This is a genomic window from Sphingopyxis sp., assembly GCF_016704835.1.
In the GTDB taxonomy this organism is placed as follows: domain Bacteria; phylum Pseudomonadota; class Alphaproteobacteria; order Sphingomonadales; family Sphingomonadaceae; genus Sphingopyxis.
In genome coordinates this window covers 479,175-496,229 of sequence record NZ_JADIZJ010000001.1, presented here as the reverse complement: position 1 = coordinate 496,229, position 17,055 = coordinate 479,175, and the positions used below count along the sequence as shown (strand labels likewise).

General features: G+C 64.1%; 21 protein-coding genes. 14 read left to right on the top strand and 7 right to left on the bottom strand.

Translation table 11 applies throughout. From position 1 onward, the window contains the following. Nucleotides 1–150: 150 nt before the first annotated feature. Complete coding sequence (locus IPF76_RS02545; RefSeq protein WP_293839222.1) at nt 151–774, bottom strand: TlpA disulfide reductase family protein; 624 nt, start codon at nt 772–774, stop codon at nt 151–153. Between IPF76_RS02545 and argH the strand changes: the two genes are divergently transcribed. The 8 genes from argH to IPF76_RS02505 all read left to right on the top strand — a co-directional run bounded on the left by argH (nt 746) and on the right by IPF76_RS02505 (nt 8,674). Continuing rightward, complete coding sequence (gene argH, locus IPF76_RS02540; protein WP_293839219.1) at nt 746–2,149, top strand: argininosuccinate lyase; 1,404 nt, start codon at nt 746–748, stop codon at nt 2,147–2,149. The genes IPF76_RS02545 and argH overlap by 29 nt on opposite strands. Beyond that, complete coding sequence (locus IPF76_RS02535; protein WP_293839216.1) at nt 2,149–2,400, top strand: hypothetical protein; 252 nt, start codon at nt 2,149–2,151, stop codon at nt 2,398–2,400. The genes argH and IPF76_RS02535 overlap by 1 nt, the downstream gene beginning before the upstream one ends. Before the next feature lie 17 nt (nt 2,401–2,417). Continuing rightward, a complete protein-coding gene (lysA, locus tag IPF76_RS02530) occupies nt 2,418–3,677 on the top strand; it encodes a diaminopimelate decarboxylase (protein WP_293839213.1) in 1,260 nt (419 codons plus the stop codon). 132 nt (nt 3,678–3,809) lie between these two features. After that, the gene (locus IPF76_RS02525) at nt 3,810–4,598 is read left to right on the top strand and encodes a bifunctional precorrin-2 dehydrogenase/sirohydrochlorin ferrochelatase (protein ID WP_293839210.1); all 789 of its coding nucleotides are present in this window, start codon (nt 3,810–3,812) and stop codon (nt 4,596–4,598) included. 390 nt (nt 4,599–4,988) lie between these two features. Next, nucleotides 4,989–6,812, top strand: a complete 1,824-nt coding sequence (gene lepA / locus IPF76_RS02520) for a translation elongation factor 4 (protein WP_293839207.1) — start codon at nt 4,989–4,991, stop codon at nt 6,810–6,812. A 92-nt stretch (nt 6,813–6,904) separates the two neighbouring features. After that, the gene (locus tag IPF76_RS02515) at nt 6,905–7,096 is read left to right on the top strand and encodes a hypothetical protein (RefSeq protein ID WP_293839204.1); all 192 of its coding nucleotides are present in this window, start codon (nt 6,905–6,907) and stop codon (nt 7,094–7,096) included. After that, a complete protein-coding gene (locus tag IPF76_RS02510; RefSeq protein ID WP_293839201.1) occupies nt 7,083–7,751 on the top strand; it encodes an alpha/beta hydrolase in 669 nt (222 codons plus the stop codon). The genes IPF76_RS02515 and IPF76_RS02510 overlap by 14 nt, the downstream gene beginning before the upstream one ends. Nucleotides 7,752–8,026: 275 nt before the next feature. Next, entirely contained in the window at nt 8,027–8,674 is a 648-nt protein-coding gene (locus IPF76_RS02505) for a GNAT family N-acetyltransferase (RefSeq protein ID WP_293839198.1), read from the top strand. A gap of 223 nt (nt 8,675–8,897) precedes the next feature. Here the strand turns inward: IPF76_RS02505 and IPF76_RS02500 are convergent, their stop codons facing one another. From IPF76_RS02500 to IPF76_RS02490, 3 genes are all read right to left on the bottom strand, one after another. After that, nucleotides 8,898–9,173 (bottom strand): hypothetical protein, encoded by a 276-nt coding sequence (locus IPF76_RS02500; RefSeq protein WP_293839195.1) that lies wholly within the window; start codon nt 9,171–9,173, stop codon nt 8,898–8,900. A gap of 174 nt (nt 9,174–9,347) precedes the next feature. Then, nucleotides 9,348–9,647: a DUF1153 domain-containing protein gene (locus IPF76_RS02495; protein WP_088442398.1), complete on the bottom strand. Its 300-nt coding sequence runs from the start codon at nt 9,645–9,647 to the stop codon at nt 9,348–9,350. Nucleotides 9,648–9,649: 2 nt separating this feature from the next. After that, on the bottom strand, nt 9,650–10,030 hold the full coding sequence (locus IPF76_RS02490) for a hypothetical protein (RefSeq protein WP_293839192.1): 381 nt from the start codon (nt 10,028–10,030) through the stop codon (nt 9,650–9,652). Between the two features lie 153 nt (nt 10,031–10,183). Between IPF76_RS02490 and mnmA the strand changes: the two genes are divergently transcribed. The 5 genes from mnmA to IPF76_RS02465 all read left to right on the top strand — a co-directional run bounded on the left by mnmA (nt 10,184) and on the right by IPF76_RS02465 (nt 13,939). Further along, nucleotides 10,184–11,314, top strand: coding sequence for a tRNA 2-thiouridine(34) synthase MnmA (mnmA, locus tag IPF76_RS02485; protein WP_293841858.1), 1,131 nt, complete (start codon nt 10,184–10,186; stop codon nt 11,312–11,314). A 39-nt stretch (nt 11,315–11,353) separates the two neighbouring features. After that, nucleotides 11,354–11,818, top strand: coding sequence for a hypothetical protein (locus IPF76_RS02480; protein ID WP_293839189.1), 465 nt, complete (start codon nt 11,354–11,356; stop codon nt 11,816–11,818). A 272-nt stretch (nt 11,819–12,090) separates the two neighbouring features. Then, nucleotides 12,091–12,783 (top strand): DsbA family oxidoreductase, encoded by a 693-nt coding sequence (locus tag IPF76_RS02475; RefSeq protein ID WP_293839186.1) that lies wholly within the window; start codon nt 12,091–12,093, stop codon nt 12,781–12,783. A 73-nt stretch (nt 12,784–12,856) separates the two neighbouring features. Continuing rightward, entirely contained in the window at nt 12,857–13,168 is a 312-nt protein-coding gene (locus tag IPF76_RS02470) for a hypothetical protein (RefSeq protein WP_293839183.1), read from the top strand. 531 nt (nt 13,169–13,699) lie between these two features. Beyond that, entirely contained in the window at nt 13,700–13,939 is a 240-nt protein-coding gene (locus tag IPF76_RS02465; protein ID WP_293839180.1) for a DUF2171 domain-containing protein, read from the top strand. A 212-nt stretch (nt 13,940–14,151) separates the two neighbouring features. On the opposite strand, the gene IPF76_RS02460 is transcribed toward IPF76_RS02465, so the two are convergent. Continuing rightward, entirely contained in the window at nt 14,152–14,598 is a 447-nt protein-coding gene (locus IPF76_RS02460; RefSeq protein ID WP_293839177.1) for a hypothetical protein, read from the bottom strand. A gap of 69 nt (nt 14,599–14,667) precedes the next feature. Between IPF76_RS02460 and IPF76_RS02455 the strand changes: the two genes are divergently transcribed. Beyond that, entirely contained in the window at nt 14,668–15,261 is a 594-nt protein-coding gene (locus IPF76_RS02455) for a hypothetical protein (RefSeq protein ID WP_293839174.1), read from the top strand. Nucleotides 15,262–15,520: 259 nt separating this feature from the next. Here IPF76_RS02455 and IPF76_RS02450 read toward each other — a convergent pair whose 3' ends face one another. Continuing rightward, on the bottom strand, nt 15,521–15,745 hold the full coding sequence (locus IPF76_RS02450) for a hypothetical protein (protein ID WP_293839171.1): 225 nt from the start codon (nt 15,743–15,745) through the stop codon (nt 15,521–15,523). Nucleotides 15,746–15,874: 129 nt separating this feature from the next. Continuing rightward, entirely contained in the window at nt 15,875–16,939 is a 1,065-nt protein-coding gene (locus IPF76_RS02445; protein WP_293839168.1) for a ribonucleotide-diphosphate reductase subunit beta, read from the bottom strand. Nucleotides 16,940–17,055: the final 116 nt, after the last annotated feature.

Sequence of the window (17,055 nt, the reverse complement as noted above, 5' to 3'; positions counted from 1 at the left end):
TCCGGGTCGCAAGGGAAGGGCGGGCGTCATGGGGCGTCCGCCCTTTTCATATTTTTCCTCGCCCCACGAAGGCGGGGGTCGCGAGCGGCCTGACCCGGCATCACCGATTAAAACGACGGCGGTCCCCGCCTTCGCGCGGGCGACGGAGATCTAAACTCCGCCCTCCGCCAACAACGCCTGCGCCTCGGCGCCCTGCCAATCAATCGCCCCGACAACGCGCCACAGCTCGCGTCCTTCGCCGTCATAAAAAATGCTTGTCGGCAACGCGCTGTTCGCGGCATCGAGCAACCCGTTCTCGGGATCGAGATACGGCTGCAACGCCTTCAGCCCCGCCTTCTGGAACCACGGATCAACCACCTCAGAGCCCTGCAAATCCTGCGCCACCGCCATCACCGTCATCCGCTCGCCGCTTTTCGCGGCAAGCGCATCGAGCGTCGGCATTTCGGCCACGCACGGCGCGCACCAGGTCGCCCACAGGTTGACCAGCAGCGGCTTGCCGCGGAACGCCGCGAGTGTGACCGCTGCATCGTCAGGGCCGCGGAACGCTACCGTGGGCGCCGTCTTGCCCCTTTGACTGCGGTCGATCTGATACTGAAACTGCCGCAGTCCTGTCGCTTGGCCCGCCGAAACATTTGCTTGACCCTCTGCCGCTTGCCCGCCGTCCTGCTTTTCCCTATCGCAGCCCGCGATTGATCCGGCCAGCAGCAAGGCGAGGATCGCAAGATACGGGTTTGGGACGCGGCGAATGACGGTTACTCCGGACAAGAGCAGCATGTGGGGTGGCCGCTTCGGTGGCGGTCCGGCCGCGATCATGCAAGAAATTAATGCCTCAATCCCCGTCGACAAGCGCCTGTGGGAAGAAGATATCGCCGCCAGCCGCGCGCATGCGGCGATGCTTGGTGCCGCCGGAATCATCCGAGCCGACGACGCAGTCCAGATCGACCGCGGACTCGCACAGATCGCCGGTGAATTCGCCGCGAACGGCGTCCCCGTCGATCTCGCGCTCGAAGACATCCACATGACCGTCGAATCGCGGCTGAAGGACATCGTCGGCGAAGCCGCCGGACGTCTCCACACCGCGCGCTCGCGCAACGATCAGGTCGCGACCGATTTCCGCCTGTGGACGCGCACCGCGTGCGAGCGCATCGACGCCGGGCTCGCCGCGATGCAGGCCGCGCTGCTGGCGCGCGCCGACGAACATGCCGACAGCATCATGCCCGGCTTCACGCATCTTCAGGTCGCGCAGCCGGTGACGCTCGGGCATCATCTCCTCGCCTATGTCGAAATGCTCGGCCGCGATCGCAGCCGCTTTGCCGACGCGCGCCGCCGCCTCAACGAATCGCCGCTCGGCGCCGCCGCGCTTGCGGGCACCGGCTTTCCCATCGACCGCGCCGCCACTGCCGCGGCACTTGGCTTCGACCGCCCGATGGCGAACAGCATCGACGCGGTGTCCGACCGCGACTTCGCGCTCGAATTTTGCGCCGCGGCCTCGATCGCCGCGATCCACCTGTCGCGGCTCGCCGAAGAAATCGTCATCTGGGCCAGCCAGCCCTTCGGTTTCATCAGCCTGCCCGACGCGTGGTCGACGGGAAGCTCGATCATGCCGCAAAAGCGCAACCCCGACGCCGCCGAACTGGTGCGCGGTCGCGCCGGGCTGCTGCTCGGAGCGTTCCAGCGGCTGGCGGTGATCGTCAAAGGCCTGCCGCTGACCTATTCCAAGGATCTGCAGGACGACAAGGAAACCGTCTTCGGCGCCTTCGACGCGCTTGCGCTGTCGCTCGCCGCGATGACCGGAATGATCGAAGCGTTGACCTTTCGTACCGACCGCATGCGCGCGCTCGCTGCATCGGGCTATTCGACCGCGACCGACCTCGCCGACTGGCTGGTGCGCGAGGCGGGACTGCCGTTCCGTGAGGCGCATCATGTCGTCGGTTCGTGCGTCAAGCGCGCCGAAGAGCTGGGCGTCGAACTCTCCGCGCTGCCCGAGGGCGATGCCGCCGCGATCCATCCGGCGGTGACATCCGATGTGCTCGCGGCGCTGACCGTCGAGGCGTCGATCGCCAGTCGCACCAGCTATGGCGGCACTGCCCCCGAGCGGGTAAGGCAGGCCATATCCGCGGCCCGCGCCGCGCTGAAAGGAACAAGTTGATGGCGATGAAGCGCCTCATCATAGCAACAATTGCCGCTTCCGCGCTGCTCGGCGCGTGCGGCAGCAAGGAAGATTTGAAGGCCGTTGCAGGCCAGCCTGCGCCGGTCGTTCCCGTCGGCGCGCCCCGCGCCCCGACTACCGAGGAGCTTACGACGCCCGACGCGCAGGCCCGGCCTGCGCGCAGCGACGAACTTCTCAAACGGTCCGAACGCCGCGAACCCGATGATTTCGACTTGCCGCCTCCGGGCTGAGCCTCAGGACTAAAATAATGGATCAATTTGCACTACGTGACGGCGTCCTTCACGCCGAAGACATTCCGCTGCCCCGCATCGCCGAAGAAGTCGGCACCCCCGTCTATGTCTATTCGCGCGCGATGCTCGAACGCCACGCGCAGGAATTTCGCGACGGATTGAAGGACGTGCCGCGCAAGCACCTCGCCTTTGCGATCAAGAGCAACCCCAACCTCGGCGTGCTACGCGTCCTCGCGCGGCAGGGTTACGGCGCCGACGTCGTGTCGGGCGGCGAGCTCGAACGCGCGCTTGCCGCGGGTATGGCGCCCGAGGACATCGTCTTTTCGGGTGTCGGCAAGACCCGTGCCGAGCTGGCGCAGGGGCTCGACCGCGGCATCGGCCAGTTCAATATCGAACATGAGCCCGAAGGTATCGCGCTGGCTGAAATCGCGCTCGCCAAGGAAATGACCGCGCGCGCGGTGCTGCGCGTCAATCCCGATGTGGATGCCGGTACCCACGCCAAGATTTCGACCGGCAAGGCCGACAACAAGTTCGGCGTCGGGATAGACGTCGCGCCCGCGATGTTCGACCGCCTAGCGGCGCTGCCGGGGCTTCAGCTGCGCGGCATCGCGGTGCATATCGGCAGCCAGCTAACCAGCCTAGATCCGCTCGAAGCGGCGTTCACCCGCGTCGGCCGCCTGGTCGCCGACCTGCGCGCCGCGGGGCACAGCATCACCCATGTCGATCTCGGCGGCGGACTTGGGGTGTCGTACAAGCCCGGTGACAATCCGCCGACCATGGCCGAATATGGCGCAATGGTCGCGCGCGTGACGAAGGATTGGGACGTTACCCTGATGTTCGAACCCGGCCGCGTGATCGCGGGCAACACCGGGGTGCTGCTGACCGAGGTTCTCTGGGTTAAGCCCGGCGCGACCAACCCCTTCGTTATCGTCGATGCCGCGATGAATGACCTCGCGCGCCCGGCGCTCTACGACGCCTATCATGATTTCGTCGCGGTCAAGCCGACCGGCGAAAAGATGACCGCGTCGATCGTCGGCCCGGTATGCGAAACCGGCGACACCTTCGCGCGCGACCGCGTTACCGACAAGGTCGAATCGGGCGACCTCGCGGTATTCCGCACCGCTGGCGCCTATGGCGCGACGATGGCGTCGACCTACAACAGCCGCAGCCTGGTGCCCGAAGTGCTCGTCGACGGCGATCGCTACATCAAGGTCGCCGACCGCATCGCCGCCAGCACGATCATGGCGGCCGAGCGCGTGCCCGACTGGATCGTTTGAGCCTCGTCATTGCGATGGCCCCGGCGAAGGCCGGGGGACGCTGCAATCCAGAGTGGCGTAAACCGCTCTGGATTGCTTCGCTTCGCTCGCAATGACGATTGCTATGAAATCGGCAGGGTTTAGAACCGTCCAATGCACCAACTCCCGATCTTCCTCAACCTCACCGGCCGCACGGTCGTGCTGGTCGGGGTGGGAGAGGCGGCTGACGCCAAGGCCCGGCTGATCGAGCGGGCGGGCGGGCGCATTGTCCCGGCGTGGGAACAAGGTGCGACCATCGCCTTCGTCGCGCTCGACGACGAGAGCGAAGCGCGCAACGCCGCCGCTGCCCTTCGCGCCGACGGCCTGCTCGTGAACGTCGTCGACCGCCCCGACCTCTGCGATTTCACCACACCTGCGATCGTCGATCGCGCCCCCGTCACCATTGCCATTGGCACCGGCGGCGCCTCGGCCGGGCTCGCCAAGGCGGTGCGCCAGCGGATCGAGGCACATTTACCGGCCCGCCTCGGCGCGCTGGCATCGGCGCTCTACGCCGCACGCGACGCGATGAAAGCCCGCTGGCCCGCCGCCACTGACCGCCGCCGCGCCATCGACGTCGCGCTGGCGCCAGGCGGCGCGCTCGACCCGCTCGACGCGGCTGCGGCGGACAAGGTCGCGGCATGGCTGGCAAGCGACACCGCCACCCGGCCGTCGCGCCTCGAAACGATCCACCTCGCCAGCGCCGACCCCGACGACCTCACCCTGCGGGCGGCGCGCCTGCTGGGCGAGGCTGACCATATCTTCCACCCCGCGAGCATCCCCGCCGCGATCCTCGCCCGCGCCCGCGCCGATGCGGTGCGGCACGTCATCGATGCCGCGCCGGACGATCCGCGGCCCGGCCTGTCGATCTGGCTCGCCCCACCGCACGACATTATGCGAAGTTAACTGGCAGCGGCGGAAGCCGCTTCCTAGCCCTGTCGGCGGCGACCGCTTCTCCCGGTCGGATATGTGCGGCCTCTGCCTCTGCTCCACCGCGCGCCAAACATCGCGGCCGCGCGCGTCCTTTGCGATCTTTCATGCCCCCGCCGCGATGCGCGACCTTGACGATCTTGGCGCATGGCTGGCCGCCAACCCCTTGTTTGCGGGGTCGATGCGGTGACAAATTTGACGAGTTTCGCCTGCCGGGCGCTCCGTTGGCATTCAGGGGCCGAAATTTGGGCGCGTTGGGCTGACTTTCCCTGAACTTTGCCCGTACCTGGACCGAAAAGCGCGCCGTCCGCTCGGGGCGGTCCGCTCCCTGCTGACAGCGCGCATTTCCCCTGCTAACGCGCCCGCATGACCACGCCCATGTCCCACATCCGTAACTTCTCCATCATCGCGCATATCGATCATGGCAAATCGACGCTCGCCGACCGGTTGATCCAGTTCACCGGCGGGCTCACCGCGCGCGAAATGTCGGCGCAGGTGCTCGACAATATGGACATCGAAAAAGAGCGCGGAATCACCATCAAGGCGCAGACGGTGCGCCTGAAATACAAGGCGCATGATGGCGAGACCTATGAGCTCAACCTGATGGACACCCCGGGCCATGTCGACTTCGCCTATGAAGTGTCGCGGTCATTGGCGGCGTGCGAGGGCGCGTTGCTGGTTGTCGACGCGGCGCAGGGGGTCGAGGCGCAGACGCTGGCGAACGTCTATCAGTCGATCGAGCACGACCATGAAATCGTGCCGGTGATCAACAAGATCGACCTGCCCGCCGCCGACGTCGACAAGGTGAAAGCCGAGATCGAGGATATCATCGGGCTGCCCGCCGACAATGCAGTGCTCGCGTCGGCGAAATCGGGGATTGGGATCGAGGAAGCGCTCGAGGCGATCGTCACGCGCATCCCTCCGCCCAAAGGCGACGCGAATGCGCCGCTGACCGCGATGCTCGTCGACAGCTGGTACGACCCCTATCTCGGCGTCGTCATCCTGATCCGCGTCATCGACGGGGTGCTGAAAAAAGGCCAGCAGATCAAGTTTATGCAGGCGGGGACCACCCACCTGATCGACCGCGTCGGCTGTTTCACGCCCAAGATCGAGCAGCTCTCCGAGCTTGGCCCAGGGGAAATCGGCTTCATCACCGCGCAGATCAAGGACGTCGCACAGGCGCGCGTCGGCGACACTGTGACCGACGCCAAGCGCCCCGCGGCGCAGGCGCTGCCGGGGTTCAAGGAAGTCCAGCCGGTCGTGTTCTGCGGCATGTTCCCGACCGACGCGAACGATTTCGAGAAATTGCGCGAGAGCATCCAGAAGCTGCGCCTCAACGATGCGTCGTTCAGCTTCGAAATGGAGAGCAGCGCCGCGCTCGGCTTCGGCTTCCGCTGCGGCTTCCTCGGCCTCCTCCACCTCGAGATCATCCAGGAGCGGCTGACCCGTGAATATGACCTTGATCTGATCACCACCGCGCCGTCGGTGGTGTATAAGCTCAAGCTCGGCCACACCAAGAATGAGGCTGCGAAGGAGATTGAACTCCACAACCCCGCAGATATGCCCGACCCCAACCGCATCGACGAGATCGAGGAGCCGTGGATCGAAGCGGTGATCTATGTCCCCGACGAATATCTCGGCTCGATCCTGAAGCTGTGCCAGGACCGCCGCGGGGTGCAGAAGAACCTCACTTATGTCGGCGGCCGGGCGCAGATCACCTATGAACTGCCGCTCAACGAAGTGGTGTTCGATTTCTACGACCGGCTGAAGAGCATCAGCCGCGGCTATGCGTCGTTCGACTATCACCAGATCGGCCACCGCCCCGGCGACCTCGTCAAAATGAGCATCCTGGTCAACAACGAGCCGGTCGACGCGCTGTCGATGATCGTCCACCGCGGCACCGCCGAAACGCGCGGCCGCGGCATGTGCGAGCGGCTGAAGGACCTGATCCCGCGCCACATGTTCAAGATCCCGATTCAGGCCGCGATCGGCGGCAAGGTGATCGCGCGCGAAACCATCGCCGCGCTGCGCAAGGACGTCACCGCCAAATGCTACGGCGGCGACGCGACCCGCAAGAAAAAGCTGCTCGAAAAGCAGAAAGAGGGCAAAAAGCGGATGCGTGAATATGGCAATGTGAACATCCCGCAAGAGGCGTTCATTGCCGCGCTGCGGATGGGCGATGACGCCTGATCAGGCTTGGCAAAAGCGCGGTGCCCGGGCTGATGCTCCTGCTAGCCGCCTGCGCCCCGGCGTCGGTTGGACCAGTGAATGGAGAGCGGGCGGTGGACGACAAGCCGATCATGACGTGGCCCGACCTGCTGACCCGCGCCAAGCCGGTCGCCGATGCGACCGTCCGCTATGGCGATGAGGCGTTGCAGCTGGTCGATGTCTGGGTGCCGAAGGGACAGGGGGCCGCACCCCGCGGTGATCATGATCCACGGCGGCTGCTGGCAAACCGCGGTGGCCGAGCGTGACATCATGAACTGGATCGCCGACGACCTGCGCGCGCACGGCGTCGGGGTGTGGAACATCGAGTATCGCGGCGTCGACCGCGGCGGCGGAATGCCCGGCACCTATGAGGATGTGGCGCGCGCCGCTGATCTGTTCGTTGCCGAGGGTGGCAGACATGGGCTCGACACCGGCGGCACGCGGATTGCGATCGGGCATAGCGCGGGCGGGCATCTGGCGCTGTGGTTGGCGCGGCGCCCAGCGCTGGCGGCGGACGATGCGCTGCGCGGCGCCGATCCGATCCGGATCGACCACGCGATCAGCCAGGGTGGACTCCCCGACCTGCGCGCGGGTGCGGCGAGCAGCGGCCATGCGTGCGGTGCCGACGCCCCCGCGGCGATGGCGCGCGGCGACTATGCGCGCACCTCACCCCCCGAAATGCCGCTCGGCAGCGCGCGCGAGATGCAGTTCAACAACGACCGCGACCCCGTCACTCCGCCTGCAACCGGCGCAGCTTACAGCGCCGCAATGGCGAAGCGCGGCGTAACGGTGCCCATGGAGGTGACCCCGGGCGAAGGTCATGTCGAACTGATTGCGCCCGACGGAGTCAGCTGGAGCAAACAGCGCGCGGCGATCCTGGCGGCGCTGGGGCGGCCAGCCGCCGCGCCTACATCTCGATAGCGATTCGCACCTTCGCCGGATTGGTGCCGGCGACGCGCGCGATTTCGGCGCGGGCGCGCACGATCCGGTCGACGAGCTTTACCTTTCGGTCAAATCGGCGCTGCTGAGCGGTCCGACGGACGAGGCGTTGCGCCGCTGCGTCGGCGCCTAGAACTGCGCTGCCTTTGGCAGAAGTTGAACTGCTTTCACCCTCGCGTTCATCCGAGAGCAATAGGTGAGCGGCGAATTGCCAGCGGCATCGGCGGTCCCTATCGTATGGGGGCTGGGAGGCCGCAATGAACGCGACGGACAGACAGGCACCGGGACGGGCGAAGGCGATCGAGGACATCGCGGTACATAGCGCGCTGAACGACGGTACCGTGGTGTGCTTGCGAACGATCACGCCCGACGACGAGCAGTTGCTGCGCGACGGGATCGCCAAATTGTCGGCAGAGTCGCGCTATCTGCGCTTTTTCTCTCCCGTCCCGGTCCTGCCCGACGCGGTGATCGAGCGGCTGGTTGATGTCGACGGCCACGACCATATCGCTTGGGGAGCGATCTGCACCGAGTGCGAAGGGCAGCCGGCGATCGGAGCGGTCCATGCGGTGCGTTATGGCAACGGCGGCCGCGCGGGCGAGTTTTCGATCGCGGTGGTCGATGCATTCCAGGGACAGGGGCTGGCGCAGATGATGACCGCTGCGCTGCTGGTCCACTGCCTATCAGAGGGGTTGGCGGTGCTCGATGTCCATATCCTCTCGGAAAATTCCGCAGCAAAACGGCTAGTGAAATCGCTCAACGCCGAATGGACCGGCGAGTCGGTCGGCGTTGCCGAATATCGGCTCGACGTTGCGGCAGGCTTGGCCGCGCTGCGGGCCGACGTCGATGTGCCCGGGGTGCAGGATGTCCTGCGCGCACTGGAAGTTGGCGGGAAGAGAGCTGGCTAGTCCCTCCCGCCGTCGGGGGTCGCTACCGACGGCGGGAGGGTAGGCCGTGGCGCGAAATCGCCGAAACGCTCCGGCCACCCCGCTCGCATAGCGATGATGGGATTACAAAGTGGTGACGATCGTCACATGAGGTCACAAATTGATGAAAAATGTCCCGCTCACGACAAAGGGCGCCGGAATTGCTGCCGGCGCCCTTCGCACTGCCCATTAGGGGAGGCAGTGTTTATTTGGTTTGCGTGTCGCCGACGCCGGTTTCGGACGGAGCGATTTCGCCATTATCGTCCATGGCGTTCGCCTTTTCCTCACCCATTTCTTCGACGACGTCAGCCTTGTTTTCCATGGCTTCCTTCGTCGGCCCTTCGGGCATAGCGTCAGCCTGATCGTCGATGGCTTCGGACTGCGCTTCGGCCTGATCTTCGACCTTGTCGGCAGCAGGGCTCTGGCAGGCGCCAAGCGCAAGGGCCGAGGTGGCGGCGAGGGTAATAAACATCTTACGCATAATCGAGTGACTCCCAAAGTTGACTCCGGGGCTTAACGCGGGGTGAACGCGAGGGTTGCAAAGAAAACGTCAAATTGCAGAAAGTCCTTTACTTTCCGCGTTGCGGTGTCGGCGACAGCCAAAAAAAGAGGGCGCCATAAGCGCCCTCTCTCGTCGATCCTGTTCCGAGTGCGATCAGAAGCGCTGCTGGCGCTCGTAGAGGTCGCGATAGTGCTGGATACGCGTGACGCGCAGCCCGGGCATGCCACTGCGATCTATCGATCGTTGCCAGCTGGCAAATTCCTCGAGCGTCAAGCTGTAGCGTTCGCACGCCTCGTCAACGCTGAGCAGACCGCCATTGACCGCCGCGACGACCTCGGCTTTGCGGCGCACGACCCACCGAGTCGTCGACGGCGGCGGCAGCGAGTCGATCGTCAGCGGTTCACCGAGGGGGCCGATGACCTGAGCCGGCCGGATTTTCTGATTCTCGATCATATTCATTCCATGGTTTCATCGTCGGGGGGGATTTGGTCCGACGCATTTGTCTCTAAATCAGAGGGGCTCAACATCGGCTGAAATCCTCTGGTAAACAGGCCGTTCATAGTTTCGGGCAGGGCGTTCACACTGTCCGACAGGTCGAAGAAACGAACAACATGCTGCCCATTTTGTTCCGGCGTACGCCGCTTTGCGCAGAGCAAATAACGCAATTGGTTAAGTGTTGCGGCATGCGCCTGACGCGTCGCCTGCGCCCGGAGCAACCGAACGGTGGGCTGCGCAGCCTGCCGCGCGCCGGTGACGGCCAGAATGATGTCAAAGCCGGGCTTTGACAGTCTGGCCGCACCGGCAAGGCGCGGAAATTCGGACGGGGCGACATTCATGAGGCCGGTCTAGCGCCGACCGCCTAAGGTCACGTAAATGCCTATTTCATGCCTTGTTAGCGAAGCTTAACCCCCGTCAATATCTTGACATCGATGGCGGAAAAGCTGGCATTTTTAGCTGCGGGTCCCTAGATGGCGCGCATCATGGCGACGATGATTTCTCCTGCCGGGCTCGCCCAGGCCGACTTTCAGCTGGCCATGCCGCTGCAAGATCGGCGAATCGTCGTTGCGATGTCGGGCGGAGTCGATTCGAGCGTAGTCGCCGCGCTCGCGGCGCGATCGGGCGCCGAAGTGATCGGGGTCACGCTGCAGCTTTACGATCATGGCGCCAAGGCGAAACGCGTTGGCGCCTGCTGTGCCGGGCAGGATATCAAGGATGCGCGCGCGGTCGCCGACCGGCTGGGCTTTGCGCATCACGTCTATGACCATGAAAGCCGTTTTCGCGACACGGTGATCGACCAGTTCGCCGACGAATATCTCAATGGCCGTACGCCGATTCCATGCGTGCGCTGCAACATGGGGGTGAAGTTCACCGACCTGTTCGCTCTGGCGAAGGACTTGGGCGCCGATTGCCTGGCGACCGGTCATTATGTCCGGCGCATGATGGGGCCCAACGGTGCCGAGTTGCATCGCGCGGTCGATCCGGCGCGCGACCAGAGTTATTTCCTGTTCGCAACGACGCAGGACCAGCTCAATTTCCTACGCTTCCCCTTGGGTGGCATGGAAAAGAGCGCTGTGCGCGAGATCGCGCGCGAGCTGGGACTGGGCGTCGCGGCGAAACCCGACAGCCAGGACATCTGTTTCGTACCCGACGGCGATTATGCGACGCTTGTCCGCAAGCTGCGCCCCGAGGCCGATGATCAAGGCGACATCGTCCATATCGATGGGACGGTGCTCGGCGCACACAAGGGGCTGATCCATTATACCGTCGGCCAGCGGCGCGGGATCGAGATCGGCGGACAGGCCGAACCGCTGTATGTTGTGCGCCTCGACGCACCGGCAAAGCAGGTGGTTGTCGGTCCGCGGCGCGCGCTTGCGGTGTCGGCTGCGCGGCTGGGCGAAGCGAACTGGCTGGGCGAAGTCGACGGGCGCAAGGTGCTCGCCAAGGTGCGCAGCATGGCACGACCGGTGGCGGCGAGCGTCGCCGGCGAGCGGCTGATCTTTAGCGACGCCGAATATGGCGTGGCTCCGGGACAGGCGGCGGTGCTTTACGATGCCGCCGATAGCACACGCGTGCTGGGCGGCGCCTGGATCGAAGAGACTTTCGCCGTCGACGCGCGATAAGCCGGTGCAACCATTGACATTCCCGCCTGTTGGTTCAGCTTGGACCACGGCAACGGGGAGACTTTGATGACCAACTGGATCTGGCGCGGCGCGGTGCTGTTGTGGGCTGCCTTTTTTGCGATCGTCGGTTTGCGCGGGCTTTTCGATCCAATGAGCTATTCCGAGACCTTTAATTTCTCCATCACCGGAGTCGCGATCAATACGCTGCGCGCTGATTTATCGGCTTTTTTCATCATTGCGTCGGGTGCGGCAGTCATCGGGGCGCTGGTCCCAAGCTGGGTGCGCGCCTTGCTGGTGCCCGCCGCACTGTTCGGTATGGCATTTGTCGGTCGTCTGATTGGGGCCGCCATGGGCGATCCAACCAATTGGGGCATTATTCAGGGGATGATCGTCGAGGCGCTCACGGTTGTGCTGATGCTGGCCAGCTGGTGGGTGCTGTCGCGTCCCGTAACGGTTCAGGAACCCGCAGTCCATGTCAGCGGCGCGGACGATCTGACCGGATAAAAAGCCGCTAACGGCGCACCGAAAAGGCGCTCGTCTTGTCTTTTCAGTCATTTTGTGAACAAATGTGCGCCGGGTTGCTTCTTTTTCCTTTGGTGGTGGAGGGGGCGTATGGCAGCGGATGACGACAAACGGGCGAGTTCGGACAGACGGTCGACGGACAGACGCGTTACCGACGATCCCGCATATAAAGGACCGGAGCGTCGCAAAGACGACCGGCGGACGGGCAAGGATCGCCGGTCACCTGACGGAGCGTGACGGGCAGGAGACTTTCGTTGGCTGAACCGAACGTACCGCGCCTGAGCATCGACATCGTGTCCGACGTGATGTGCCCATGGTGCATCATCGGTTGGCTGAAATTTCAGACCGTAATGGAGCATTTCGAAGGTCGATTGGATTTCCGCGTGCAGTGGCACCCGTTCGAGCTCAATCCCGACATGCCGCCCGCGGGCGAAGATGCCGGCGAGCATGTGATGCGCAAATATGGTATCACCGCCGAACAAAGCCGCGCGAATAGCAGCAATATGGCGGGCATCGCTGCCGAGCTGGGCTTTACGTTCAACCGCGGCCCCGATTTCCGGATGCGCAACAGTTTTGACGCGCACCGGCTGCTGACCTGGGCGGGCGCGCTCGAAGAGCCCGAGCAGGCGACCGCGACCGGCGTGCAGACCGCGCTGAAGCTAGCTTTGTTTGCGGCGCATTTCACTTTTAATCGCGATGTCAGCGACCATGTGGTGCTCGCCGACGTTGCCGCATCGGTCGGTCTTGACGGTGCCCGCGCCGCGTCGATCCTGGGATCGGGCGAGTTCGGTGAGATGGTCCGCACCGAACAAGTCTATTGGGCCGATCAGAATATTACTGGGGTCCCGGCGTTCATTCTGGGGGGACGGATGTTGATCCCCGGCGCACAGGATCCCGAGGTGTTTATTCGCGTGATCGAGAACAAGGTGCTCGCCGCCGCGGCTTGACGACTGTGCCGGCCACGGAACGTGTCGGCCCGCCGGCGCGTTTCCCGATCGTCCCTCTTTCAAGGAGCCGATCATGGCCGATAGCCCGCGCAATCCCGATAGCGAAGCCCCCGAAGCGATCAACCGCGAGCAGGACGAAGAGGAAGCGCAAGCGCAGACAGTGGCCGAGGCGGCGCGGCACGAACGCCCGCTGCCGGAGAGCTCAAAGGTCAGCTCGGGCGACGTCAGCGATGACGTGCAGGATCTGGTCGATCATATGACGCAGATGGAACGCTCGGGTCAGATCGACATGGATGCCTATCGCGGCGAACGCAGCGACGACGACGAGGACGGCGAGCTGGGGCCCGGCGGTATTGACGATGATGAGCCGCGCGGGGCGCCGTGATGCTTATCGCTTGGAACGAATAAGGTCGGCGATCGCGATCGGACCCAGCGTAAGCATAAAGCTGATCATCATGAATGCGAAGATGAGTACGGGTGTCTGCATAAGTGGGTGAGTCATTCGTCGCCTCCTTTGATCTGACGGTGTCTTACCTTCGCCCGGTTGCCCTTCGGCGTCCTTGATCTGCGTCAAAACGATGACGCGAACGCAGGACGAGCTCCGGTTTGGCGCGAGCGAGGGGGTTGTCTGTTGCAAGTTTGACGGCCTCGCGCGGCCGTTCGGCGGGCGACGGCGGCGTAACCGCGCGCGGCGTCGGCTGCCGAGTGCTATTGCTCGTGTAGCGGTGCATCCGACCAGCTGCACGGTTCGTCAGCATGCAGCACCTCGGCAGGACCGAACGAGCGGTAACGGGGCGATTTGCAAACAAGCCTTGCTTTGGGGCAGCTTGTCGGCGGGGCCGGATCGAACGCCGCTGTCAAACGTATCTGGTGGGTACTTCGCGGGCTTTCCCGCAAAGCGGCAAGGAGAATGACGATGGCTGAGCATGACCATAGCGCGATCAAGGAACATATGACCATCATTGGCGCCGATGGCGTCCATGTAGGCACCGTCGATCATCTCGACGGCGAACGGATCAAGATGGCGAAGAGCGACAGCGTCGACGGAAAGCATCATTATCTGCCTGCCGGGCTGGTCGCGGGCGTCGAAGGCGATACGATCCGCCTGTCGGCGACCGGCGCGACCGCGGTCGATCTGTTCGAAGAAGCCGAATAGCGCGCGTCATAATCGAGGATCCGCGGCGTAATTTGACATCCTGGCACCGAAACTGGCTCGCTCTTCCCCCCCTTGGAGCGGGCCATTTTCATATCAGCCAGCGGCGCCCGCGCGCGATTGACACGTCCGTGAACGCGAATTCTGCGGGCTGCCAAACGGCGAAAGGGAGCCGGTGTTCCGGCTCCCTCCCCGATCGCGATGCGATACGTTTCTTATTCGGCTTTGGCGGTGGTATGCGCCTGGATCTCAGCGCTCGACAGCTTGGTCACCAGACCGTGGGTCGCACCGACCGCGCCGTGATACACCTCCGACAGCGGCACATTGTAGAGCTTGCCGCCACGAATCACGACCGCGGTGCCGCCCTCAACGCTCTGGACGGTGCCGATGCTTTTGCCGTCGGGGCCGTGCATTTCGGCGCCGGCGCGGACCTGTTCGCGAGTGGCGAGAGTCAAGGTCGTGGCATCCACGGCGTTGTTCACCGTGCCATCGACGCGGTCGACGGTCTTGCCGACCGGATTGGTGACGCTGTCGACGACGCCGCCGGGGGCAACTCCGACCTGGCCGCCGACATTGACGTCGGCGACGGTGCCCAGCTGGGCGAGCGCAGGGGCTGCGAGAAGGGCGGTGCCGGCGGCGAGCAGGACAAAGGTCTTGCGCATGATAGGGCTCCTTGAGCGGGCGTCCGGGGGTGGACGCGTCGGCGGAGCAACCCGCCAGCGTGGCGCCCGTTGCACGATGTTTCGCTGAATGGGGCAGGGCGCGGCGTCGGCGCGACGAGCGACGGCGGCTGGCGCCGCGCCGCCGCGGTGCCTATATGCGCGGCGATGGCGCGGTTGAACCACAGAATAGTCGTGATCGGGCGGCTCATGGCGAAGCCGCTGGCGGCGGGGCAGTTGCTGTGCGTGCTGGCGCTGACCGGGCTGCTGATCCGCCAAGCGGAAGGCGAGGGGGCGGTGGAGATCGTCCGCCACATCCTGTTTGGTAACCTGATGGTGACCGCGCTGATCGGCGTCGCGGCGCTAGGGCTGTTGAATTTCCACCGGCTTTGGCGCCAGCGCGAGACCTATATCTGGCACGACGGCGCGCGGCTGTACCGCGGTAGCAGCGACAGCTGGCCGCTGAGCCTGATCCGCGACGTGGTGATCACGCGCAATGAAATCGGCATCGAATCGCTGCGGCTGATCGTCGATGACGACAGCGAAGTGACGCGCGAGCTGGTCAAGCTGGCGCTGCTTGCTGACCCGCCCGAGGCGGTGCGCGGCGGGGTAATGTTCGCAGTCGCGGGAGTGCGTGGGTTTCCGGCCGGATCGGTGCTGAATTAGGCGGGGTGCGCCCCCGTCCGCGGCGTCAAAATTGGCGCTCTGCCTACCGTTGTTTTGAATTTTTACCTGCCCAGCGCCTATGGCCACGGGTCCATGTCTTCTGGCGTGGGGTTAAGCTCAAACCATGCGGAATTTGCGCTGAAGGCTATCAAGCGGGGTTTGCCCGTCAGTCATTAGGCTAAAAAGGTTGCGCTCAATGTCGCTAAGGACATGGCAATGACCGTCCAAAGTCAGCCAATCAAATCTCTAATCGCCCTTTTCAAACCGAAAACCCGCCCGCATTGCGCCGGTTCGAGCTCGCCGACAGCACCTTCTTGCCCTGCGGGGTCAGCGCCCATTTCGCGCCCTGTTTTACCACCAGCCCCAGCGTGACGAGTTCGTCGCGGATCGGGTCGGTGGGAAGCTGGGGGCGGCGGTTCGAAAGGCCTTCGAGCGTCGAACGCTGCGGCTGGCTGAGGATGATGAGTTTCTGTTTTTCGGTCATTCGGGTTCTTCTGCTTGTTGCGGGCGCCGCGATGGCGGTCTTGCCGCTCTTAGCCCACCCTGCTGCGACTAACCAGCAAGCTGGCAAGTCTCGCTGCCCCTCCCCTGAAGGGGAGGGGACAGGGCTAAATTATTCGGCGGCGATGCCGGCCTTCGCGAACATGTCTTCGCCGTCGGTTTCGGCGGTAATCACCGGGGCGGTGTCGTCGTTCGCCTTGGCCTTCTTGCGGTTGTCGAAGCTGGACCAGACATTGTTCCACTCGCCGCGCGTCGCGCCCTTGCTGTATTCGGTCGCGCGCGTTTCGAAGAAATTGGCGTGCTCGACGCCGTTGAGCAGCGGCGCGAGCCAGGGGAGGGGGTGTTCCTCGATCATGTAGATCGGCGCGAAGCCGAGCTGGCCGAGGCGCCAGTCGGCAATGTAGCGGATGTAGCGCTTGATTTCCTTGGGCGTCATGCCGGGGACGGGGCCTTGTTCGAACGCGAGGTCGATGAACGCATCCTCGAGCCGCACGGTTTTCTGGCAGGTGTCGATGATGTCTTCCTTAACCGCCTTGGTCAGACAGTCGCGTTCCTTGGTGAAGGTGTGGAACAGCTTAATGATGCCTTCGCAATGCAGGCTTTCGTCGCGGATCGACCAGCTGACGATCTGGCCCATGCCCTTCATCTTGTTGAAGCGCGGGAAGTTCATCAGCATCGCGAAGCTGGCGAAGAGCTGAAGCCCCTCGGTAAAGCCGCCGAACATCGCGAGGGTGCGGGCGATATCCTCGTCATTGTCGACGCCGAACTGCTGCATATAATCATGCTTGGCGCGCATCTCGTCATATTCGAGAAACATGCCATACTCGCTTTCGGGCATGCCGATGGTGTCGAGCAGATGGCTGTACGCCGCGATGTGCACCGTCTCCATGTTGGAAAACGCGGTCAGCATCATCTTGATTTCGGTCGGCTTGAACACGCGGCCGTAATTTTCGTGGTAGCAATTCTGCACCTCGATATCGGCCTGAGTGAAGAAGCGGAAGATCTGGGTGAGCAGATTGCGTTCATGGTCGCTGATCTTCTGCGCCCAGTCGCGGCAATCCTCGCCGAGCGGCACTTCCTCGGGCATCCAGTGGATCTGCTGCTGGCGCTTCCAGAAATCGAATGCCCAAGGGTATTCGAAGGGCTTGTAGGTGTTGCGGGCTTCTAGAAGGGGCATGGCGGCTATCCTCGGTTCGATTTTTCGTTTCGTGTGCCCCGGCGAAGGACGGGGTCCCGTCTGGCTTGGCGTAAGGCTGCTCTGGACCCCGGCTTTCGCCGGGGAACAGGGAGCGC